The organism is Shimia sp., assembly GCF_049116215.1.
Lineage (GTDB): Bacteria > Pseudomonadota > Alphaproteobacteria > Rhodobacterales > Rhodobacteraceae > Shimia.
In genome coordinates, this window is record NZ_JAGDZB010000002.1 from 393,529 (window position 1) to 415,459 (window position 21,931).

General features: G+C 57.6%; 23 protein-coding genes. 9 read left to right on the forward strand and 14 right to left on the reverse strand.

All coding sequences use genetic code 11. The features are described from left to right. Positions 1 to 43: 43 nt before the first annotated feature. The 3 genes from clpX to JXR15_RS07540 form a co-directional block, all read right to left on the reverse strand. Entirely contained in the window at positions 44 to 1,309 is a 1,266-nt protein-coding gene (gene clpX, locus JXR15_RS07530) for an ATP-dependent Clp protease ATP-binding subunit ClpX (RefSeq protein ID WP_422052617.1), read from the reverse strand. A 134-nt stretch (positions 1,310 to 1,443) separates the two neighbouring features. After that, a complete protein-coding gene (locus JXR15_RS07535; protein WP_422052618.1) occupies positions 1,444 to 2,076 on the reverse strand; it encodes an ATP-dependent Clp protease proteolytic subunit in 633 nt (210 codons plus the stop codon). A 269-nt stretch (positions 2,077 to 2,345) separates the two neighbouring features. Further along, complete coding sequence (locus JXR15_RS07540) at positions 2,346 to 2,795, reverse strand: hypothetical protein (protein WP_422052619.1); 450 nt, start codon at positions 2,793 to 2,795, stop codon at positions 2,346 to 2,348. A gap of 203 nt (positions 2,796 to 2,998) precedes the next feature. Between JXR15_RS07540 and JXR15_RS07545 the strand changes: the two genes are divergently transcribed. Beyond that, entirely contained in the window at positions 2,999 to 3,661 is a 663-nt protein-coding gene (locus JXR15_RS07545) for a DNA-3-methyladenine glycosylase I (protein WP_422052620.1), read from the forward strand. 3 nt (positions 3,662 to 3,664) lie between these two features. On the opposite strand, the gene JXR15_RS07550 is transcribed toward JXR15_RS07545, so the two are convergent. Further along, positions 3,665 to 4,060, reverse strand: a complete 396-nt coding sequence (locus tag JXR15_RS07550) for a c-type cytochrome (protein ID WP_422052621.1) — start codon at positions 4,058 to 4,060, stop codon at positions 3,665 to 3,667. Between the two features lie 145 nt (positions 4,061 to 4,205). Between JXR15_RS07550 and JXR15_RS07555 the strand changes: the two genes are divergently transcribed. Together JXR15_RS07555 and JXR15_RS07560 are read left to right on the forward strand one after the other, a co-directional pair. Beyond that, positions 4,206 to 4,745 (forward strand): GNAT family N-acetyltransferase, encoded by a 540-nt coding sequence (locus JXR15_RS07555; protein WP_422052622.1) that lies wholly within the window; start codon positions 4,206 to 4,208, stop codon positions 4,743 to 4,745. A 252-nt stretch (positions 4,746 to 4,997) separates the two neighbouring features. Further along, positions 4,998 to 5,204: a cold-shock protein gene (locus tag JXR15_RS07560; RefSeq protein WP_299427704.1), complete on the forward strand. Its 207-nt coding sequence runs from the start codon at positions 4,998 to 5,000 to the stop codon at positions 5,202 to 5,204. An 86-nt stretch (positions 5,205 to 5,290) separates the two neighbouring features. On the opposite strand, the gene JXR15_RS07565 is transcribed toward JXR15_RS07560, so the two are convergent. From JXR15_RS07565 to JXR15_RS07580, 4 genes are all read right to left on the reverse strand, one after another. Then, positions 5,291 to 6,325 (reverse strand): glutathione S-transferase C-terminal domain-containing protein, encoded by a 1,035-nt coding sequence (locus tag JXR15_RS07565; protein WP_422052623.1) that lies wholly within the window; start codon positions 6,323 to 6,325, stop codon positions 5,291 to 5,293. A gap of 188 nt (positions 6,326 to 6,513) precedes the next feature. Next, a complete protein-coding gene (locus tag JXR15_RS07570; protein ID WP_422052624.1) occupies positions 6,514 to 7,197 on the reverse strand; it encodes an ABC transporter ATP-binding protein in 684 nt (227 codons plus the stop codon). Beyond that, positions 7,190 to 8,476, reverse strand: coding sequence for a lipoprotein-releasing ABC transporter permease subunit (locus JXR15_RS07575; protein ID WP_422052625.1), 1,287 nt, complete (start codon positions 8,474 to 8,476; stop codon positions 7,190 to 7,192). The genes JXR15_RS07570 and JXR15_RS07575 overlap by 8 nt, the downstream gene beginning before the upstream one ends. Before the next feature lie 29 nt (positions 8,477 to 8,505). Beyond that, positions 8,506 to 8,892, reverse strand: coding sequence for a MerR family transcriptional regulator (locus tag JXR15_RS07580; protein WP_422052626.1), 387 nt, complete (start codon positions 8,890 to 8,892; stop codon positions 8,506 to 8,508). A 78-nt stretch (positions 8,893 to 8,970) separates the two neighbouring features. Here JXR15_RS07580 and JXR15_RS07585 point away from each other — a divergent pair, with 78 nt between their 5' ends. After that, positions 8,971 to 9,381: a hypothetical protein gene (locus JXR15_RS07585; RefSeq protein ID WP_422052627.1), complete on the forward strand. Its 411-nt coding sequence runs from the start codon at positions 8,971 to 8,973 to the stop codon at positions 9,379 to 9,381. 62 nt (positions 9,382 to 9,443) lie between these two features. Here the strand turns inward: JXR15_RS07585 and proS are convergent, their stop codons facing one another. Then, positions 9,444 to 10,796, reverse strand: a complete 1,353-nt coding sequence (gene proS, locus JXR15_RS07590) for a proline--tRNA ligase (RefSeq protein ID WP_422052628.1) — start codon at positions 10,794 to 10,796, stop codon at positions 9,444 to 9,446. Positions 10,797 to 11,159: 363 nt separating this feature from the next. Here proS and JXR15_RS07595 point away from each other — a divergent pair, with 363 nt between their 5' ends. The 5 genes from JXR15_RS07595 (at position 11,160) to JXR15_RS07615 (ending at position 18,550) form a co-directional block, all read left to right on the forward strand. Continuing rightward, positions 11,160 to 12,830 (forward strand): ATP-binding protein, encoded by a 1,671-nt coding sequence (locus JXR15_RS07595; RefSeq protein WP_422052629.1) that lies wholly within the window; start codon positions 11,160 to 11,162, stop codon positions 12,828 to 12,830. 84 nt (positions 12,831 to 12,914) lie between these two features. Continuing rightward, a complete protein-coding gene (locus JXR15_RS07600; RefSeq protein WP_422052630.1) occupies positions 12,915 to 14,000 on the forward strand; it encodes an AI-2E family transporter in 1,086 nt (361 codons plus the stop codon). Between the two features lie 6 nt (positions 14,001 to 14,006). Further along, positions 14,007 to 14,675, forward strand: coding sequence for an HdaA/DnaA family protein (locus tag JXR15_RS07605; protein WP_422052631.1), 669 nt, complete (start codon positions 14,007 to 14,009; stop codon positions 14,673 to 14,675). Between the two features lie 97 nt (positions 14,676 to 14,772). Continuing rightward, on the forward strand, positions 14,773 to 16,947 hold the full coding sequence (locus tag JXR15_RS07610) for an RNA degradosome polyphosphate kinase (RefSeq protein WP_422052632.1): 2,175 nt from the start codon (positions 14,773 to 14,775) through the stop codon (positions 16,945 to 16,947). 67 nt (positions 16,948 to 17,014) lie between these two features. Next, complete coding sequence (locus JXR15_RS07615) at positions 17,015 to 18,550, forward strand: Ppx/GppA family phosphatase (protein WP_422052633.1); 1,536 nt, start codon at positions 17,015 to 17,017, stop codon at positions 18,548 to 18,550. Positions 18,551 to 18,643: 93 nt separating this feature from the next. On the opposite strand, the gene JXR15_RS07620 is transcribed toward JXR15_RS07615, so the two are convergent. From JXR15_RS07620 to JXR15_RS07640, 5 genes are read right to left on the reverse strand one after another with little or no spacing between them, the layout of a single operon-like run. Continuing rightward, positions 18,644 to 19,018, reverse strand: coding sequence for a hypothetical protein (locus tag JXR15_RS07620; RefSeq protein WP_422052634.1), 375 nt, complete (start codon positions 19,016 to 19,018; stop codon positions 18,644 to 18,646). Between the two features lie 21 nt (positions 19,019 to 19,039). Then, positions 19,040 to 20,065, reverse strand: a complete 1,026-nt coding sequence (locus JXR15_RS07625) for an endonuclease/exonuclease/phosphatase family protein (RefSeq protein WP_422052635.1) — start codon at positions 20,063 to 20,065, stop codon at positions 19,040 to 19,042. After that, positions 20,065 to 20,742, reverse strand: a complete 678-nt coding sequence (locus JXR15_RS07630; RefSeq protein WP_422052636.1) for a TerB family tellurite resistance protein — start codon at positions 20,740 to 20,742, stop codon at positions 20,065 to 20,067. Before JXR15_RS07630 ends, JXR15_RS07625 begins: the two co-directional genes overlap by 1 nt. Positions 20,743 to 20,784: 42 nt before the next feature. Beyond that, on the reverse strand, positions 20,785 to 21,261 hold the full coding sequence (locus JXR15_RS07635; RefSeq protein ID WP_422052637.1) for a GNAT family N-acetyltransferase: 477 nt from the start codon (positions 21,259 to 21,261) through the stop codon (positions 20,785 to 20,787). Next, complete coding sequence (locus tag JXR15_RS07640) at positions 21,258 to 21,863, reverse strand: VOC family protein (protein WP_422052818.1); 606 nt, start codon at positions 21,861 to 21,863, stop codon at positions 21,258 to 21,260. The genes JXR15_RS07635 and JXR15_RS07640 overlap by 4 nt, the downstream gene beginning before the upstream one ends. Positions 21,864 to 21,931 lie beyond the last annotated feature (68 nt).

The following is a 21,931-nucleotide window of genomic DNA, read 5'->3' on the forward strand; positions in this document are numbered from 1 at the left end:
CACCGGGACGCCTTTCCAATCTCTCTCAGCCTGTTGCCAGACCTCAGCCCGCTTCAGCCGGCTCTTTCTCGCTTTCGCCGTGGATCATCAGTGGCGCCGCCTGACCGGTGGCCGCCTCTTCGTTGACCACAACCTCGGTCACGCTGTCCTGACCTGGCAGCTCAAACATGGTGTTGAGCAGGATCTCTTCGAGGATAGAGCGCAGACCGCGTGCACCGGTTTTGCGTTCGATCGCCCGGTTGGCAATCGCCTTCAGCGCATCATCCGTAAACGTCAGCTGCGTGTCTTCCAGCTCAAACAGACGCTGATACTGTTTCACCAGCGCGTTTTTCGGCTGTGTCAGGATGATAACCAAGGCATCCGCGTCCAGATCTTCCAGCGTTGCCAGAACCGGCAAACGGCCAACAAATTCCGGGATCAAGCCAAATTTCAGCAGATCTTCTGGCTCCAGGTCCTGGAAGATCTCACCCACGCCACGCTCATCATTGTCACGCACATCCGCGCCAAAGCCCATCGCAGAGCCTTTGCCACGCTGCGCAATGATCTTGTCCAGACCGGCAAACGCACCGCCACAGACAAACAGGATGTTGGTGGTGTCAACTTGCAGGAATTCCTGCTGCGGATGTTTCCGGCCACCCTGCGGCGGCACAGAGGCCACGGTGCCTTCCATTAGCTTCAGAAGCGCCTGCTGCACACCTTCGCCGGACACGTCACGGGTGATGGACGGGTTCTCGGACTTGCGGGTGATCTTATCCACTTCGTCGATGTAAACGATGCCGCGCTGCGCGCGTTCCACATTGTACTCAGACGCCTGCAACAGCTTGAGAATGATGTTCTCCACATCCTCACCCACATAGCCAGCCTCGGTCAGTGTGGTTGCATCCGCCATGGTGAACGGCACATCCAAAATCCGCGCCAGCGTCTGCGCCAGCAAGGTCTTACCGCAGCCGGTTGGGCCGATGAGCAGAATGTTGGATTTCGCCAGCTCAATGTCGCCGGTTTTGGCCGCGTGGTTCAGACGTTTGTAGTGGTTGTGCACCGCCACAGACAGCACGCGTTTCGCCGTGGCCTGACCAATCACATAGTCGTCCAGCACATCACAAATCTCACGTGGTGTTGGCACGCCTTCGCTGGACTTCAGCCCGCTGGCTTTGGTCTCTTCACGGATGATGTCCATGCACAACTCAACGCATTCATCACAGATAAATACCGTTGGGCCCGCAATCAGCTTGCGCACCTCGTGCTGGCTCTTTCCGCAAAAGCTGCAGTAAAGCGTGTTCTTGCTGTCACCACCGGACGTGTTCGACATGTCGTACCTTTCAGGCCAAATCTTGCCCCCATTTGGAGAGGGCTACCCACGTTTCAGCCAGCTTAGGCCAGCGTCAAAGTGGGCACAATGCGAAAGTGCCCGGTGGCGTGTTTGCGCCACCGGGCACCCAATAGTTAGCTGTCCTCGTCGTCACCTTTGGCGCGGTTTTCGACAATCTCGTCGATCAAACCCCACTCTTTGGCGTCTTCTGCAGACATAAAGTTGTCGCGCTCAAGCCCCTGCTCCACCTCTTCATAGGTGCGGCCAGTGTGCTTGACGTAAATCTCGTTCAACCGCCGCTTCAGCTTCAGCGTCTCTTCGGCGTGGATCATGATGTCGGTTGCCTGACCCTGATAGCCACCGGAGGGCTGGTGCACCATCACGCGGCTGTTTGGCAGGGAGAAGCGCATACCCGCTTCACCGGCAGTCAGCAGCAGCGAACCCATCGAGGCCGCCTGGCCAATCACCAGCGTGCTCACTTTGGGTTTGATGTACTGCATGGTGTCATAGATCGACAGACCGGAGGTCACCACACCGCCAGGGCTGTTGATGTACATGCTGATTTCTTTGGACGGGTTTTCCGCCTCAAGGTGCAGAAGCTGCGCCACGATCAGAGACGACATGCCGTCATGCACTGGACCGTTGAGGAAAATGATGCGCTCTTTGAGCAGGCGCGAGAAAATATCATACGCGCGTTCGCCGCGGCTGGTCTGTTCGACAACCATGGGCACAAGGGTATTCATATAGGTTTCAAAAGGGTCGTTCATATCGCCTGCCTGTTGATCGCTCTGCGGCCCGCCCGTCGGACCCTACCAAGAGAGTCTTAGTCATGGGTTTGAGGGGCTGCAAGGCCACCTAAGGTTTTTTGAGTTAAGGGGAGGTAAAGATGGGGGACTTGGAAGGATCAAAACTGCGGGACTCGCCTATGCCAAATCTCCGATTTAGCATCTCCCGATCCGCCCCCACGGGGCGAGCGCTTCGCGTCCTAGCCCCTCGGTTCGTTCGCGGCGCCAAATCTGAAGGGCGCCAAAATTCGTCAGTGTTCAAAATACTCAAACGCATTCATTGCAGGATCAAACGCGATCCACACAAAATCTTGAGTCGTTTCCTCAGTCAGGAGGACCGGCCTCGCCAAGGCGCGCCCGATAGAACCCATCGCATCTAGAACAGCATCCAAATCCCGCTGCGAGTTGATTTCCTTGGGATCAACATCGATCTCAATCTCTTCAATAGTGAAAAAATGGCAATGCAGAGCCACGCCTCTCACCAACACCTTGAGTAGATAGTGATGCTTACTGCATCCCTCAAATATCGTCGCCGGATCTTCGATCATCGTCGTCGGATCACCGTCGCAATAGAGCGTCCTTTCATACTGCAAAAAGGCGTCAAACAGGCGTCTCCAATCCTCTGTTGTTGTGTTGAGAACATAAATATCGCGCAGCGATCCATCGGCATGAAAAACGTCCCTGCAGTCGTCCCACTCCATAAGACTTCACCTTTCACGCGATCTTTGAACAAAGAATTTGAGCCCGCAGTAGTGTTTTACAACGACCTCTGCGGGAAGCTCTAGCTTCAACGTGAGCATTTTTGCCCGTACCTTGCGAGAAATTGCACACTGCAACCTCTGGCGTTCCCCCAAGAAATCGCAACAATGCTACCATCGCCACCGCACCCAAAGGACCCTCCAACATGCGCAGCTTCGACGACCTCTTCGCCATCTCCGCCGAGCGCAAGGGCGGCTCTAACGCCCTCGAAGCTTTGCTCAGCAAACCCAAATCCGCCGAAGACCTCGCGCAAATCCCCGAAGACCGCTGGCTCGCGCAATTCACCAAAGGTGTGTTTCAGGCAGGCTTCAACTGGAAGGTCATCGAAACCAAATGGGACGGCTTTGAGGCGGCCTTTCATGGTTTTGACGTCGACCGTTGCGCGTTTATGCATGACGAGGATATGGACCGCCTGATGTCCAACACCGACATCGTGCGCAACGGCCCCAAAATCCGCACCGTGCTGGAAAACGCCCACTTCATCCAATCCCTGCGCGACGATGGCGGCGCAGGCAAAGTACTCGGCGGCTGGGCCAACACCGACTACGTCAATCAATTGGAGTTCATGAAAAAAGGCGGCTCCCGCATCGGCGGTGCCACCGGACAATACGCGCTGCGCTTTCTGGGCAAAGACAGCTTCATCCTGTCCCGCGACGTGGTTGCCCGCCTGGTTGCTGAAGGCGTGATCGACAAGCAACCCACCTCCAAAGGCGCGATGAAAAAAGTCCAGGAGGCGTTTAACATCTGGATGGACCAATCCGGCCGCAGCCTCACCGAAATCAGCCGCGTGCTCGCCATGAGCGTCTAGGCGCTACTGCTGCACGCTCTGCAAAAAGGTCACCAGTTCCACCACCGGCTGCGAGGTCATAATCGGCTGACCAGTCGGCGCCTTAAGCGCCACATCCACACCTTCAAAGAAGTCGCCATACACCGGCATCGGGCTGCCATGGCTCACCAGCGGATCCCGCCCGTCAATGCGCTTGATCACCCGCACCAAAGGGAACGGCCCCCCATTCTCCTGGCTGAGGGTCAACAGGTTGTCCGGCTTGATAACCAGCACCCCCGCCATTGGCCCATTGCCATCCATATCAATGCCATGGCAGGTTGCGCAGTGCTTCTTATAAAGCGCCGCGCCTTCCTCCACATCCTCTGCAAAACCGGCCCCCGCCATCACAGTGATCGCCAGCGCCCACAGACCCGTTTTCATCGCAACGTCCTCCTTTGCTACAGCGGACCTTTGGCCCGCGTTGCTCGCCCCCACGTCCCCAAGTCTGCCACAGTTCCCCCCTGCCCGCCTTGATCCCGATCAGACCGCGTGACACAACCAAGCCGTGCCTCAAGGAGAGCCCACCATGATCTATGCTGAAGACCTCACACCAAATGCTGAAGCGATCACCAAGCTCTTTGCCGACACCTTCACCGCCTCCGAAGGCGAGACCGAAGGCGCGCTCATCGGCGCGATGGTGGATCAGATGCTTCAAGACCGCCAAACCGACGGCTCCCGCATCTTTACCGCCACCGACAATGGCGTGTTGGCTGGCGCGGTAATCTTTTCCCCCCTGACCTACGTAAACGATGCCCGCAGCGTCTTTCTCCTCTCCCCGATGGCTGTTGCCACCGCGCACCACGGGCAAGGCATCGGTCAAGCCCTCATCACCCACGCATTGGAGGCGCTGCGCGCCTCAGGCGTAGACATCGCCATCACCTACGGCAGCCCAGTGTTCTACGGCAAAACCGGCTTCCAACCCATCACCGAGGACATCGCTGCCGCCCCGCTCCCGCTCAGCTTTCCACATGGCTGGATTGGACAATCCCTGACCGAGGCGCCATTTACGCCACTGCAAGGTCGGCCAAGCTGCATCGAGGCCTTGAACAATCCCGAGGTCTGGTAGGCTTGCTCGGCCACGTGCCCCCAAGAAAGGGGGCAACCGCCCACTTGCTCCACGGGGCGCAAGGCGGGACATCTTAACAATTGTTTTGAAGCTTTCTCTTGTATAGCCGCTCGCGCACTCCTATGTAGCGCTCGCAAACGTTTTTCTATTTCGACCACTGTCTCCCTTCAAACGGCGCTCAGTCTCTCGATACAGACCGACCTCGCCACACTGTCGCAATCATGCGGGCAGATTTTTTAAGGAGACTACGGCATGGCTACTGGCACCGTAAAATGGTTCAACACAACTAAAGGCTTCGGCTTCATCGCACCTGACGGCGGCAGCAAAGATGTGTTTGTACACATTTCCGCAGTTGAGCGCTCCGGCCTGACAGGCCTGGCTGACAACCAAAAAGTGACCTTCGACATCGAAGCAGGTCGCGACGGTCGTGAATCCGCGATCAACCTCGCACTGGCATAAGCCACTCCGAGTAAGACTTTTGAAACGCGGCTCCTTTTGGGGCCGCGTTTTGCGTTGATAGGGCTGCCGGTTGCCTGCGCACTGCTTTATGAAGGGCCTTGATCCGCCAGTTCCGGATGCAGGTACGCCTCAGGGTAGCCCATCGGCCGCACCGGCCCCAACGGCACAACCCCATTCCAGGACCGGCCAAAATACCCTTGCCGGCAATGCACCAACGACCCGGCCGTCGCCACGCCCTCGATTGCATAAACGCGGCATAGCCAGCGCCACAGATGTGGGTAGTCCAAAATCCGCGCACCATTCAACTTCATGCGCACATAGTACACCGGATCGTGCCGATAAAGCGTCGGGAACAACCGCAAGTCAGCCTCGCTAAACACCGCGCCGCTGAGAAACGGCCGCCCATCCGACAGCAAGGTCTCAAGCTCGTCCAATGCCGTGAAATACGCCTCAAAAGCCTGCGCATAGACGCTTTGGTCAGATGAAAACCCGGCCTTGTAAGCGCCATTGTTGATCGCCACGTAAATCCGCTCGTTGAGCGCCTCAACAAGGGACAGCACATCCGCGTCCTGCGGCACCAGCTGCACCCGGGCCTCCTCGCTTATCGTGCTTCCCAACGCCGCGGCGTGCCGGTCCAACATGCGCAGGATCTCGGCGCTCTCGTTGTTCACAATCCGCCCAGCCAATTTGTCGTAGAGGATCGGCACCGATTGCTCGTCTGACCCTTCCCGCTGATAAATCTGCTTGGCCAAACGCAGGCCCAACCCTGTCCCGGTCTCATCCGTACACTCTGCCAAAGTTTCGCCTGTAAGCGTCGCAACCCGGCTTGGATCAAATTCCCAAAGATTTGGCCCCACCGGATCTTCCTCGCCGGTACGGTTGGGAAAAGCCACATCCATGGTAATGCTGCTCTCTAGGCCAAGCGCAGCCCGCGCCAAACTCACCCGGTGGCACCACGGGCAGTTTAACGCCACAAACAGATGATAGCGCCCCGCTTCCGGTGGGAAGTCGGGATCGCCAATCGCATGGCGGAACCCGCTCACCCCGCGCACAAACTCACCCTTGGCGCGGCGCTCCGCGGCGCGGCTCTGGTCTTCTTGAACAGATGTCTCTTTTGTCATGGGGACACCTTGCCGGACTGACCAACAGATGCAACCGCTTTGCCACCCCGCAACGCCTGTGCACTTTGTTGTTACTTCTGGCCACACCACAAAACAGTCACCTCCGCAAAACAGTCGCGATACCGACAGAATACCGACGTGAATTTGGCGCGCATTACGGCGTTAACACCTTACGCAACAAGACAGCTTTAGCCGTCCACCAAAACCCCGTTTTCCAGTCGCACCACACGGTCCATCCGCGCCGCCAACTCCATATTGTGGGTCGCCACCAAAGCCGCCAATCCGGTCTCCCGCACGAGCGTCATCAGTGCGTCAAACACCTGATCGCTGGTCGCCGGGTCAAGGTTGCCTGTTGGCTCATCTGCCAACAAAATCCGTGGCTTATTGGCCAAAGCCCGACAAAACGCCACCCGCTGTTGCTCGCCGCCAGACAGCTCCGCTGGCCTGTGTTTTGCCCGATGCGCCACACCAACGGTTTCCAGAAGCTCTCTGCCGCGTTTCTCGGCATCCGCCTTGCTCACGCCATTGGCCATCTGCGGCAGGGCAATATTCTCTAACGCACTGAATTCCGGCAACAAATGATGGAACTGATAGACAAAGCCAATATCCTCCCGCCGCGCTCTGGTGCGCCGACGATCCGACTTCCCGCTCAAGGTTTGACCGCCAATTTCAACGGAGCCGCTGTCCGCTTCATCCAACAATCCCGCGATGTGCAAAAGCGTCGATTTGCCAGCCCCGGACGGCGCCACAAGCGCCACCAACTCGCCCGGTTTCAGGGCCAGTTCCGCGCCACTCAACACGCAGATTTCATTGGCTAAGCCTTTGTTATAAAACTTCTCTACGCCCTCAAGGGTCAGCACAACATCATTCATAGCGCAGAGCCTCCACTGGGTTCATCCGCGCCGCCCGACGCGCCGGAAAGATCGTCACCACAAAAGCCAAACCAAGCGACAGGCTCATTGCCGACATCACATCCCCAAACTCCAGCTTCGCAGGCAACCGGTAAATACCCCGGATCGATGGGTCCCAAGCCTCGCCGCCTAAGAGCACGTTTACAAAAGAAAAAATCGGATCGATATAAAGTGCAAACAGGCACCCCAGCGCCACACCAAACACCGTGCCCAACACGCCGGTAAACGCCCCACATATGAAAAACACCCGAAGCACCGAGCCTTCGGTCAGCCCCATAGTGCGCAGAATACCAATGTCACGCCCCTTGTTTTTCACCAGCATAATCAAACCACTAACGATGTTCATTGTCGCGATCAGCACCAGAATGGAGAGGATCACAAACATCACATTGTCCTCCACTTCCAACGCATTGAGAAACCCGCCCGACGCCTGCTTCCAGGTCCACACCAGCGCTCGGTCACCAGCAGCCATCATCAACGGCACCGCCAAGGCTTCCACCTTCTCCGGCTCCGCCACCATCACCTCGATTTCATCGGCCACACCATCACGATCAAAGAACAGCTGCGCCTCGCTGAACGGCAGATAGACCCGTGTGCGATCAATGTCATAGCGCCCGGCACTGAAGATGTAGACCACCTCATAGCTGCTGATCCGTGGCGAGGTGCCAAAGGCGGTTTTTACACCATTGGGCGAGATCAACTTAATGCGATCCCCCACCCGCGCGCCCAGTTCCCGCGCCACGCCGGAGCCAATCGCGATGCCTTCGTTGTAGCGCCCAATATCGCCATTACTGCTGGTCGGGTCGGCAATCCGTGGCAACTCCGCCAAATCGTCCGCCCGCATGCCAAAGACTTCGACCCCCGCATTCCGGTTGCGCAGGTTGCCCATGACCTGCCCTTTCACCAACGGTGCCGCCCGGGTCACGCCGGGCACGTCACGCAACTTTGCCGCCACCGTGTCAAAGTCTTTGATGGTGCGGTCAATTGCTCCGGTCTCGGAAATTTCGCCGCTTTGATAAACACTTACATGCGCATTGGCGCCCAGGATGGTCCCAACAAATTCAGACCGAAATCCGGCTCGCACAGCCAAGGTGGCGATCAAGGCAAACACCGCCAAGGTGATGCCAATCAGGCTGATCCAGGTCATTGTACTGACCCCGCCCTCAGCTTTGCGCGCGCGCAAATAGCGCCAGGCGATCATCCATTCAAATCGGGAAAAAGGGGCTGTGCGACCTGCCATAACTGCTCCGGTTCTTGGTTGGCGTGACCCTATGAGGCCACCCGCTTAGGGTCAAGCGATCCCGGCGCATCCAATCCCAACGGGCACGCCTCTGCCAGCCGCCGCGCCACCACCTCTCGCAGGTTGCTAAGCTCCTGCATACGCGCATCAATCTCCGCCAACTTGCCGCGCAGCAAAGTCTCGACCTCCCCCTGCGACAGCCCACCGCCAAGCCCCTGCACCAACGCGCCAATCTCCTTAAGCGAAAACCCCAAGGCCTGCCCCTGACGGATCAACCGCACCATCTCCACCATGCCCTCCGGGTAATCGCGATAGCCGTTCGGCCACCGGTCGGCGCGGATAAGCCCTTGTTTTTCATAATACCGCAACGTGTCTCGGCTCACGCCGCTTGCCGTGGCCAACGCCCCGATCCGCATCATTTTTCTCCTTGACCTTAGACTCTACTCCAAGGTTTACACCTCCCCGCATCCAACGCAACTGACAAAGGATGCATCATGTCACCCACCGCTTTTCACCGCCTGTACCGCGTCTCCGCCTGGTACGATTTGCTGATCACCTGGCCCTATATGACGCCGCTGACGCTTGGCCTGTTCTGGAGCGGCATGAACGGCGCCCATGCCATCACCGGCCTGCCGCTCTTACCCGAACTGAACGCCTATGCTGTTCTCTTTGCCAACTTTTTTGGCAGCGTGGTGATCATCTGGTCGATCGTACGCCTGCGCCTGAATAATCCCCAACTCGCCCGCTACGACGCAGTTGGCCGCTGGCTGTTCTCTGCCTGGATGCTCAACGCCGTCTTGAACGGCGCAAGCCCTATGATCTGGGGCTTTATCGTCATCGAATTGACCTTCGCGGTTTCACAATCCCTTCCTGTCCGGGAACCGGCACAAGTCCCCGCGACATAACAAAAAAGGCCCTCGCAAATCGCGAGGACCTCCCAATGTTCAAAGTTCACAAAGCGTCTGGATCAGATACCGGTCACACGGTGATCCGCATAGATCTCGATCAACTTGGCCACCGCTGCTTCCGGCGCCAGCTCTTCGCTTTCACCAGTCCGCCGTGAAGTCAGCTCCACCACGCCGTTTTTCAGGCCACGTGGCCCAACCGTGATGCGCCATGGCAGACCAATCAGATCCATAGTGGCAAACTTGCCGCCAGCACGCTCTTTGCGGTCATCGTACAGCGGCTCAAGACCGGCCGCTTCCAGCGCTTTCTCCAGCGCCTCACAGGCCGCATCGGCTTCTGCGTCACCTTGCTTCAGGTTCACAATGCCCGCGTGGAATGGTGTCACACCTTCAGGCCAGATGATGCCATTGTCGTCATGGCTGGCTTCAATGATCGCCCCCAACAGACGGCTCACACCAATGCCGTGGCTACCCATGTGCACGGACACTTTTTCGCCTTCTGCGGTCTGCACTTGCGCACCCAGCGCGTCAGAATACTTGGTGCCAAAGTAAAAGATCTGCCCCACTTCGATGCCACGCGCCGTGCGACGACGCTCTTCCGGCACTTCGTTAAACAGCGCCTCATCATGGGTCTCATCGGTGCGCGCGTATTTGGTGGTGAACTCCTCCAACACGCCCTGACACTGTGCGACGCTGTCGTAATCAATCTCGCGATCACCAAAAGACAGGTCTGTTACCGCGGAATCGTAGAACACTTCGGATTCGCCAGTTTCAGCCAGCACCAGGAACTCGTGGGTATAGTCGCCCCCAATCGGCCCACCATCCGCCCGCATTGGGATCGCCTGAAGTCCCATACGCTCATAGGTGCGCAGATAGCTCACCAGGTGGCGGTTGTACGCGTGCAGAGCGTCTTCTTTGCTCAAGTCAAAGTTATAGCCGTCTTTCATGTAAAACTCGCGGCCGCGCATCACGCCAAAACGGGGACGGATCTCATCGCGGAACTTCCACTGAATCTGATACATGGTCAGCGGCAAATCTTTGTAAGAGCTTACATTGCTGCGAAAAATATCGGTGATCAGCTCTTCCGCGGTTGGTGTATAGAGCATGTCACGATCATGGCGGTCTTTGATGCGCAGCATCTCCTCGCCGTAAGCGTCATAGCGCCCGCTTTCTTTCCAAAGATCAGCTGACTGCAAGGTCGGCATCTGCATCGGAATGTGGCCCGCCCGCACTTGCTCTTCGTGCACAATATTCTCGATCTTGCGCAGCACTTTGAACCCCAGCGGCAACCAGGAATAAATCCCCGCACTGGACTGTTTGATCATGCCAGCACGCAACATCAAGCGGTGGCTGACAATCTGGGCCTCGGAAGGGGTTTCCTTCAGCACAGGCAGGAAATAGCGGGACAGGCGCATCGGCACTCACTCTCTCGGCTTGGGCCGAACACAAATGGAACGACCATCTCTAAACATTTGCCTTGGGCTAGCCCAATCAGACAGTCGAGGCAAGCCGTGCGACGGCATGGTTGCACACCGGACAACAAAGCGCGCCCCTTTACAGCGCCACCGCAAATTCGAAAATAAATTTACAATTGCCGCCTAAATTTTAGGCAACTGTTAACGCTTTTCGCTTTTGATCAAACACGGGAGGGGCGCTTCATGCGTTCGTTTGGGTCATTTGCTCTGCATGGACCGGTCAGAAAGCAGACCGCACTGCAGCGCAAACACTCAAGGGAATTCAACACCCCTCTTCCGATATGTTGATAAGTGAGCCAGATAATGAACACCTCGGTGGCATCAAGAATTGATCCCAAGCCCGCAAACGACACGCTGTTGGCGGACCTCGGTCTTGTCGACGCGGAGATGGAATCCGCCTTCGACAATTTGACAACGCTGACCCGCTCGATTCTGGATGTGCCCGTCGCCTTGATCTCCATTGTGCAACCGGGCTTGGACCGCCAATATTTCAAAAGCCATGTCGGCCTGCCCGTTCCATGGGCTCAAGCCCGCCAAACACCCCTCAGCCATTCCTTTTGCCAACATGTACGCGCCCAGGGTCGTCCACTGATTGTATCTGATGCCCGCCAACACCCTGTTTTAAAACACAACGGTGCTATCAAAACACTTAACGTGATTGCCTATCTAGGCATGCCAATCAACCTGCCAGATGGCACGTGCATCGGCGCCTTATGCGCTAATGACGATGCCCCTCGCGTTTGGACAGAGGATGAGCAAAAAAAACTGTACCAACTGGCTCTGTGTGTGAATGAACAAATTGCTTTGAAAGTTGCGCTGTGCGCCGCCGAAGTTGCCAAAACCGAAGCGGAAGATGCCGCTCATGCCCGTGAAGATTTCCTGGCACATATGGCCCACGAAATCCGCACTCCGCTCAATGGCATTATTGGATCTATGGACCTTTTGTCAGCCGAACTGGATAAAGGTGATCAGAGCACGCTGGTGCCAGAGTTGCTGCGCACCATGGACAGCTCCACCCAAGGCCTGCTGCGCACGCTCAACGATTCACTCGACCTCAGCAAGATCGACGCCGGCAAACTTTATCTGGAACACCGCCCCTTTGACCTGCGCGCCGCTGTGGTGGACGTTATTGCTCTGCATCGCGCCTCCGCTGAATGCAAAGGCGTAAAACTGATGGTTGAAGCCAGCGACACGGAAAACGGCGCGCTGCGTATGGGGGATGAGTACCGCTTACGCCAGGTTCTTGGAAATCTGCTCAGCAATGCGGTGAAGTTCACCGAAACAGGCACCATCCACGTTCGCCTGGAGGCTAGGCCCAATACCATCAGCGCAACAGTTACGGATTCCGGCTGCGGCATGCCTCCCGAACAATTGCCAGAGGTGTTCTCAGCTTATTCCCAAGCAGATCGCTCGGTTACACGCCGCAAAGGCGGCACCGGTCTCGGGCTGCCAATTGTCAAACGACTGATCGCCTTGATGGACGGCCAAATCACGGTCCACAGTACCCCCGGCAAAGGCAGCACCTTCACAACCTGGGTGCCCATGCCTGTCGCCAAAGACGTCGACAGCAAAGACCTTCAGGGATCCAATATGGCCACCGCATTTGCTGGCAAGCGCGCCCTCGTTGCAGATGACAGCCCGGTCAACCGGATGGTGTTGTCCCGTATGCTCGAAAGCATGGGCGCCGAAGTGATCAGCGCACACAATGGCAAAACCGCCCTCCGCCAGGCCCTCTCAAACACCTTTGACACACTGTTTATCGACATCCGCATGCCAGACATAACCGGCGATCAGATCGCCCGCACACTCAAGTCACACGAAAAAAGAGGCCGTCTCGCGACGGTTCCCAAACTGGTTGCGGTCACCGCCAATGTCTTCCCGGAGCACATTGCCAGCTACATGGATGCGGGGTTTGACCACTGCCTCGCCAAGCCAATCCGGCGGGCGGATCTTTGCGCGTTGACGGAACGCTAACCGGGCTTTTCCTTCAAAGGCTTGCAACCCTTGCCGCCATGCGCAATCACTGTGGCCAACGCGACAGACCGGAGTTCAGCGCTTATGGCCCTTCCCGCCCACAAACAGTTCCAGTTCTGGGGAATTTTTGTAGTTGTCTTTGCCGTGGTGCTTTGGGCGCTTGGCGATGTCTTGCTGCCCTTTGTATTGGGCGGCGCCATTGCCTACTTCCTCGATCCGCTGGCCGACAAACTGGAGGCAAAAGGCCTGTCCCGTGCGGCCTCGACAACTGTTATCACGCTATTTGGCGTCCTCATCTTTGTGGTCGGCATCCTTGCCATCATCCCGTCTTTGATCCAGCAGACTGAAGAACTGGTGAAAACCCTGCCAGAGGCCTTTGCGCAGCTCCGAGCCTTTGTGGCTGAACGCTTCCCAAGCCTGTTGCAGCCGGATTCGATGATGCATCAATCCCTGCAGAAAGTCGGCGACTTCCTACAGGATCGCGGCGGAGACTTCCTGCAGTCCGCGCTCAGCTCGGCGGCTTCACTCATTAATGTGGTAGTCCTCCTGGTGATTGTACCCGTCGTGGCGTTCTACCTCCTTTTGGATTGGGACCGCATGGTGGCCGAAGTTGACTCGCTCCTGCCCCGCGACCACGCCCCTACCATCCGCCGCCTGGCAAAAGACATCGACAAAACTCTGGCCAGCTTTGTGCGCGGCATGGGCACCGTCTGCCTGATCCTTGGCACTTACTACGCCGTCGCCTTGATCATTGTGGGGCTAAATTTCGGCCTTGTGGTGGGCTTCATCGCCGGTCTTGTAACCTTCATACCCTACCTCGGCGCCCTCATCGGTGGCGCACTGGCCATTGGCCTTGCACTTTTCCAATTCTGGGGCGATTGGCTGCAGATTGGCCTCGTTGCCGCAATTTTTGCCACCGGCCAGATGATCGAAGGCAATGTCCTCACCCCTAAACTGGTTGGAAAATCCGTCGGCCTGCATCCGGTCTGGCTGCTTTTGGCCTTGTCGGTTTTTGGCGCGCTGTTTGGCTTTGTCGGCATGCTGGTTGCGGTGCCCGTCGCCGCGGCACTTGGAGTGCTTGCACGTTTTGTCACCGGCCAATACATGTCCTCCACGCTCTACAAAGGGCGCAGTGAGATAGATCAAGCAAGCGCACAGGACGTCGACTAAATCCACATGGCTGAGCAGCTGAACTTCGACCTGCCCGTCCGGGCAGCCCTGGGGCGTGATGACTTCTTTGTCAGCCCGGCCAACGCCATGGCGCTTGGGCTTGTCGACCTGTGGCCCAACTGGGCGGGTGGCAAACTGGTGCTTGCGGGCCCAGCAGGTGCCGGAAAAACCCATCTGACCCACGTTTGGGCGGTGTTGTCAGGCGCACAGATCGTGGCAGCAACCACACTTACCAAAGAGGCGGTTCCGGCTTTGGCCAAGACCCCGGTTGCGGTCGAAGACGTGCATTTAATCGCGGACTTGCCCATGGTACAAACCGCGCTCTTTCACTTGCACAACCTGACCTTGGCTGAAGGCAACACCCTTCTGCTCACCGGCAACGGCGCCCCTCTGCAATGGGGATTAACCCTGCCAGACCTGCTCAGTCGCATGCAAGGCACCACGGTGGCCACGCTGGACCAACCGGACGACATGTTGCTTATGGCGGTTATGGCCAAGCAATTTGGCGACCGCCAACTGATGCCCACTCCAGACGTGCTGAGCTACATTGCGAAACATATGGACCGCAGCTTTGCCAATGTCGCCCGTATTGTCGAAGCGCTGGACCAGCTGTCCCTAAGCGAAAAACGCCCCATCACCAAGGCGCTGGCTAAGCGGGTGTTGGAGCAAAACTGACCCCCCGCGACACCCTGCCTTGCGCAGCTCTCTGGACCCTTCGCATTTTCCCGCCTAAAGTCATCTTCTCGTTACCTGCCAATGGCATGAGAGTGACATGACCCAAGCTGACTTTCTAAAATCCGACTTCCCCGCCCCTGTTGCGTTGCCCGATTTGGACCGCAACGGACCGGACCGTTTCTTCAACCGTGAATTAAGCTGGCTCAGCTTCAACTGGCGTGTGCTTGAAGAAAGCGAAAATCCACGGGTGCCGCTGTTGGAACGCCTGCGTTTTCTGTCCATCTCCGCCACCAACCTGGATGAGTTTTACACCGTCCGCGTTGCAGGCCTGCGGGAATTGGTCCGCGAAGGCCACAACAATCCAGCCCAAGACGGCCTGTCCCCCGCCGAACAGCTTGTGCTGATCAACGCCGACGCCCGCAACCTGCTGCAAGAGCAACAGCGGATGTTCAACAGCCTGCGCAGCGAGCTGGAAACGCAAAACATCCACATCCTGCAACGCGATGCCCTGACCGACGACGATCTCACGTTCCTCGCGGATGTCTTTATGAACCGCGTTTTCCCAATGCTCTCGCCGCTGGCCATCGACCCGGCACACCCGTTCCCCTTCATTCCCAACACCGGCTTCACGCTGGCCTTGCAGCTTGAACGCAAGAAAAACAAACGCAGCCTCAAGGCGTTGCTGCCAATTCCCAATCAGATTGACCGGTTTGTTTTTCTACCGTCCGCTGAAGGCACCATCCGCGCCTTGCCACTTGAGGAACTTCTGATCCTGCATCTGGACAGTGTTTTTCCCGGCTACAAGGCCAAAGGCCACTGTGCATTCCGCGTTCTGCGCGACAGCGACCTCGAAGTTGAAGATGAAGCCGAAGACCTGGTGCGCGAATTTGAAGTGGCGCTCAAACGCCGCCGCCGCGGCGAAGTTGTGCGCCTGAAGATCACGTCCGACGCCCCTGCAGGCCTCAAAAAGCTCATCATGCAGGAGCTTGAAGTCACCGGCGACGAGGTCGTCGACATTGACGGCATGATTGGCCTCGCGGATCTCAAGGAAATGGTGATCGATGATCGCCCGGACCTGTTGTGGCCTTCTTTCACCCCTCGCGTGCCCGAACGGGTGCAGGACTTTGACGGCAACATGTTTGCCGCCATTCAACAAAAAGACATGCTACTGCACCACCCGTATGAGACCTTCGACATGGTGGTGCGCTTCTTGCAACAGGCCGCGCGCGACCCCAATGTTGTGGCCATTAAGCAAACGCTGTACCGCACCTCCAAGGACTCTCCAATTGTCGAAGCGCTCTGCGAAGCAGCCGAGGACGGCAAGTCCGTAACAGCGTTGGTCGAACTCAAAGCCCGCTTTGACGAAGCTGCAAACATCCGCCAATCCCGCCGTCTGGAACGGGCGGGCGCCCATGTCGTGTATGGTTTCCTCGATCTAAAAACCCACGCCAAGATCTCCACAGTGGTGCGCCGTGAAGGCGAGAAACTGGTGACCTACACCCACTACGGCACCGGCAACTACCACCCGATCACCGCAAAAATTTACACCGACGTAAGCCTGTTCACCTGCGACGCGGCGCTGGGACGAGACGCAAACCGCGTCTTCAACTACCTCTCCGGCTACGTCGAGCCTGACACTTTGGAAAATCTCGCCATCTCCCCAATCAGCCTGAAACCCAAGTTGCTTGAGCTGATCGCGCAGGAGGCAGAAAACGCCCGCGCAGGCAAACCAGCGGCGATCTGGGCGAAAATGAACTCTTTGGTGGAGGCGGAGGTCATCGACGCGCTTTATGCAGCCTCACAGGCTGGCGTGAAAATTTCGCTTATCGTGCGGGGAATTTGTTGCCTGCGCCCCGGCATCGAAGGCCTGTCTGACAACATCCGCGTAAAATCCGTGGTTGGCCGCTTCCTGGAGCATTCCCGTATTGTCTGCTTTGCCAATGGCCACGAGCTACCCACCAAAAAAGCGCGGGTCTTCATGTCCTCTGCCGATTGGATGGGCCGCAACCTCAATCGTCGCGTCGAAACCCTAGTCGAAGTCAAAAACGCCACGGTCAAAGCCCAGATGATGTCCCAGGTCATGGCCGCCAACATGGCTGACGTGGCCCAAAGTTGGGTGATGAAGCCAGACGGCAGCTTTGACCGCACCCCGGTTCCGGAAGGCGAATTTGCCTTCAACTGCCACCGCTTCTTCATGGAAAACCCGTCACTCTCTGGACGCGGCTCTGCAGGGGCATCAGATGTGCCTCAATTGACCCATACGGATGATTGACCCCACTTCAAGGGTGGCGCAATGTTGCGCCACCAAACAACTCTGCACCTGACGTAAGACGACCGCCATGCCCCACGATCCGCAGCAGGACCATAGCCTGTTTGAACGCCCTATTTTTGAAGACCTCGAGGCACGCGCCCTCTCGCGGGTTGGCGTGGTCGACGTCGGCTCGAACTCGGTGCGCCTTGTGGTTTTTGACGGCGCGGCGCGTAGCCCGGCCTATTTCTACAACGAGAAAATCATGTGTGCCCTTGGCGCTGGCATCGCCGACACCGGTAAACTCAACCCCAAAGGGCGTGAACGGGCATTGGCAGCCATCGCTCGCTTTGCGCGATTGGCGGATTCCATGCGCCTCAACGGTCTCACCGCAGTCGCCACAGCCGCCGTGCGCGAAGCCTCTGATGGCCCGGATTTCTGCGCCGAAGTACTGGCCACGACCGGCGTGCACATCCATGTCATCGACGGCGCCGAAGAGGCGCGACTATCCGCCCAAGGCGTGCTCACTGGATGGCCGGGTGCCTATGGTCTGATCTGTGACATTGGCGGCGCATCGATGGAGCTGGCCGAAATCAACGACGGTCAGGTTGGCAAACGTGTCACCTCCTCGCTTGGCCCGCTGAAACTTCGCGACTTGAAAGGTGGCAAAAAAGGCCGCCGCGACTTCATCAACAGCACCTTGGATGACCTTTATCAACAGATGGGCAATCAGCGAAACCGCCTGTTCCTGGTGGGCGGCTCCTGGCGGGCCATTGCCCGCATCGACATGGAGCGCCGCGGCTACCCGCTCAAGGTGCTGCACGAATACCGCATGACCGCCACCTCGGTGCGCGACACCGCCCGCTACATTCAGGAACACGATCCAGAAGAACTACGCGGCCGCTGCGGTGTGTCCAGCTCCCGTATGGCGCTGGTGCCGCTGGCCATCGAAGTTCTAAAAGGCGTACTGCGCCGCTTCAAACCGCATGACATCGCGATCAGCTCCTATGGCATTCGCGAAGGCGTGCTTTATGAGCAAATGCCCGACCGCATCCGCGAACGCGACCCGCTGATCGAAGCCTGCCGCTTTATGGAAGCCAAGGACGCCCGCATCCCCGGCTTTGGCAAATCGCTCTACAAATTCATCTTCCCGATCTTCAAATCCGCCAAGCCGGAACAGTTACGACTGATCAAAGCGGCCTGCTACCTGCACGATGTCAGCTGGCGCGCGCATCCCGATTATCGAGCCGAAACCGTGTTTGACAGCACCACCCGCGCCAATCTTGGCGGCCTCAAACATGAGGAACGTGTGTTTCTCGGCCTGTCCCTGCTGCATCGTTACCGCAACAAATCCGAAGGCACCCGCTTTGAGGATCTTGCCCAGATTTTGAGTGACAAAGAGCAGCACCAAGCTGAGGTGATTGGCAAAGCCATGCGTTTTGGCGCCATGCTGTGGCAACAAGACCGCGACAATATGGGCACGCTGAAGTACCACCCCAAAAAGGCCGAGCTGCACCTCAAATTGCCCGCCAGCACGGGTCCCCTTTATGGCGAAGTGGCCGAAGCCCGATTCAACGCGCTGGCCAATGCCCTCGGCGCAACCAGCAGCGTGCGCCTGAAAGATTAACGCTCAAGCGCCGGCTTGGATGGCTTCTTCTTGCCCCAAGTATCCTGGGGGAATCACACCTGTGTGACGGGGGCAAAGCCCCCCTTGGCCCTCTCACAGCTCGACACCACCTGAGGCCTCATCCTCCGGAGGCTGCCCCATCTCTTCCGGTGTCTTTTTGCGCATGATGATGTCGCCATTGGGCAGCATTTCCGGCGCGTGATAGCTGCTCCAATCTTCCACCTTGGAAAACACCGCGCCAAGCTTTGGCCCCATTTCCTCTAGGAAGCCCTGCAAGCCCGGACCAATCTCTTCCACCAAAGCAGAGAACCCATCAAGGGTTGGCGCAATTTCGTCCTGCAACCCTTTGAGAAACAGCTCCATACCCTGTTCTATCAGGCTGCGACCATTGTCAGTCTCTTCTGCTGTCGCAAGCCCCGCAGGAGCACAAAGGCCAACACACACCACACAAGCTTTCAAGGTTTTCATGACAGCTTTTCCCAACTCAACTCAAACATCGATATCCAACACCACTGGAAAATGGTCCGATGCCATCAACAGCGCGTCACGCAGCTCTGGCATGTCCCAGCATGTATGATCTTCAAACGGATGCCAAATCCGCCAGCGTGGGTTCGCCGATCGCAACCTCTCTGACACCATGATGTAATCCAGAAGCGCGTTCAAATAACGCCCCTCACGCTCGAGATGAAACCGTGCTGTGGTCGGTTGTGCCACCAACTTGTGACGCAACGCCATCGCCGCATGCGGATCATACATGCGCGCGCCATCGTTGCTGCCCAACAAAATTTCCACAGACGAGCGGCCAAAAAGGTCCTCAAACGCATCCAGCCCAGGGCCGTCGTTCAAATCCCCGAGAAGGATCACATCCTCCCCCGCCGTCAGTTCCTCCTCAATCCGGCGTCGCAGCCAGATCGCCTGCGCCAATTGCTTGCGCCGGTTGGCGATGGATATTTTCATCACCTCATCGCGATTGCGCGCGCCATGCGGCGCTTTGGACTTCAAATGTGCGCCAATCACACGCAGCTTGCGCCCTTCCGCTGTTGTCACGTCCAATTCCAGTGGCGGCTTGGAAAACACCACCAAATCCTCTTTGGCATCCACGTCTAGATCCAGCCGCAACACGCCATCAAACCGCGGCGCGCCCGTGGCCCCGTGCTTTCCCGTGATCTCCCCGCGCGGATCATGCGTAGGCGTCAACGTCGCCGGATCATACAACAGCGCAATCTCTTGCTGGGTCGTGTTGGCAAACCCCAATACAGCCTTGTCGGCTCGCAATTCAAACGTCGCTGCAAACCGCTCCAGCGCCAAAACCGTATCACGCTTGCTGCCCTGATCCGGCGCCTCAACCACCATCACCGCATCCGCATCCAACGCAGTGAACACAGTCCCCACGGCCTCAATCTGCTGCGCGCGTGTGACACCTTTACGACCAGACCAGCCGTCATCCATAAGCAACTGATTTTGATCATCAAACAGGCTGGAAAACCATTCCACGTTATACGTGGCAATACGCATCACGCCGCCTCGTTGATCTGGTCCCAGGCACGGTTGATATCAATCATGCGTTTCTCGGCAATCTTGACCGCCTCTTCCGGCACGCCGCGCGCAATCATCGCATCTGGGTGGGTTTCCCGCACCAGGCGGCGCCACTCTTTGCGGATATCTTCCATCGACATTTCCGGCGTCACGCCCAAAACCGTAAAGGGATCCGCTTCGGCGTCAGGCACAAATCGCGCGCGCATAGCTTTGAACGCATGATCTTCGACTCCAAGGATCTCGGCGACGCGCTGCAGGAAAACATCTTCATTTGGATGATATTCCCCATCGGCCACCGCAATGTGAAACAGACCTTCCATCAAATCATCCGGCCGCCCATGCACCGCACCAAACATGCCTTTGATACGCGTGGCGTATTCTTCAAAACCAGCCACATCCTGACGCGCCATATTGAACACCTTGGCGGCGTTAGCTTCGTCCTTTTGCGCGATTTGGAAAACTTCTCGGAATGCCGTGACCTCATCGCGCGTCACCAAGCCATCCGCCTTGGCCATCTTTGCACCCAGCGCGATCACCGCGATGGTGAAGGCAACGGACCGCTCCGGCGGCGCACGCAGATGATCAAACACAGAGGAGAGCGACTCCCCCTGACTCAGAGCAGACAACGCCTGCGATATGCGGGACCAAATTGACATGCCGCCACCTTAGCGCTTCTTAACCAAATGGCCAGTGCTGCGTCACAGCATTTTTTGCAACAGCACCAAGTCCATCCAGCGATCAAATTTTTGCCCAACCTGAGGCATCCGCCCAACCTCAACAAAGCCAAGCTGTTTATGGAACGCAATGCCGCCGGCATTCTCTCCGCCTACGCCAGCCACCAAAACATGAACGTCACGCGCTTTGGCCTCAGCCTCTAAGGCATCCATCAGGGCACGCCCAACGCCTTTTCCCCGCGCACGCTCTGCCAGATAAATTGTGTGTTCCATGGTACGCACATAGCCGGGGCCGCTCCGAAACGGCCCAAAGGTGGAAAACCCCTGTACCACACCGTCATCCTCTGCAACCTTGAACACGGCCTCTGACGCAATCGCGGTCTTCATCGCCCCCAGCTCTTTTTCGACAGTGTTAAACGTGCTGACCCCGTCGCGGATTTCGCGGTTCCAGATGTCGGCAATCGCCCTGGCATCGGCCCCCGTTGCGTCACGTAGGATCACCGCAACACCCGTGTGCCAATTGGGGTGTCAAAGGTGGCCTGCAATGCAGGATCACCGGCCACAAACTCCACCCGAGAGTCGGTCAGTCCAACACAGACTCTCAGCGCCTCCGCATCAGGGTGCGCCACTTCCAGCCGTGTGAGTGCCACACCAGAGGGTGTCAGAATTTCTGCCGGTGTCACCACTACATCCCACTGAATAAGCGCGGGAAATCGGTTGTCAAATGGCAGAACACCGCTGTCCGGCACCGCCATTCGCCAGCGCAGATCCCCGCGCGTCAAATGCATCACATTGCCCGCATCCACATCAAACCGCGCCAGTTCTTTGTCCATATCATCCGTGCGGCAAATCCAATTCCCCAAACGCGGCGCGCCCTGCAACCGGTCCAGGTCAAACCAGCGCGGAAACGGCAGAGCCCCGGCCGCCGGATTGGCTGCAATAGCCTCCAGATACAGCCCGTCGGCAAGGCCAATCAGCCGATTGTGTGTGCCAAAATGCTCATGCTCTCCACCAGGCCCCATCTTAACGCCCAGCGCAGCTTCCACATGCGCCACGGCTGCCTCAAGCGTTTCGCCTGCTACAGCCAAGTGATCCAACGTCAGCATCAAAGCTCCCTCCTTGTTTGCCACTATCAAAGCGCAAAGCACAAACCACCACAACGCAAAGCAGC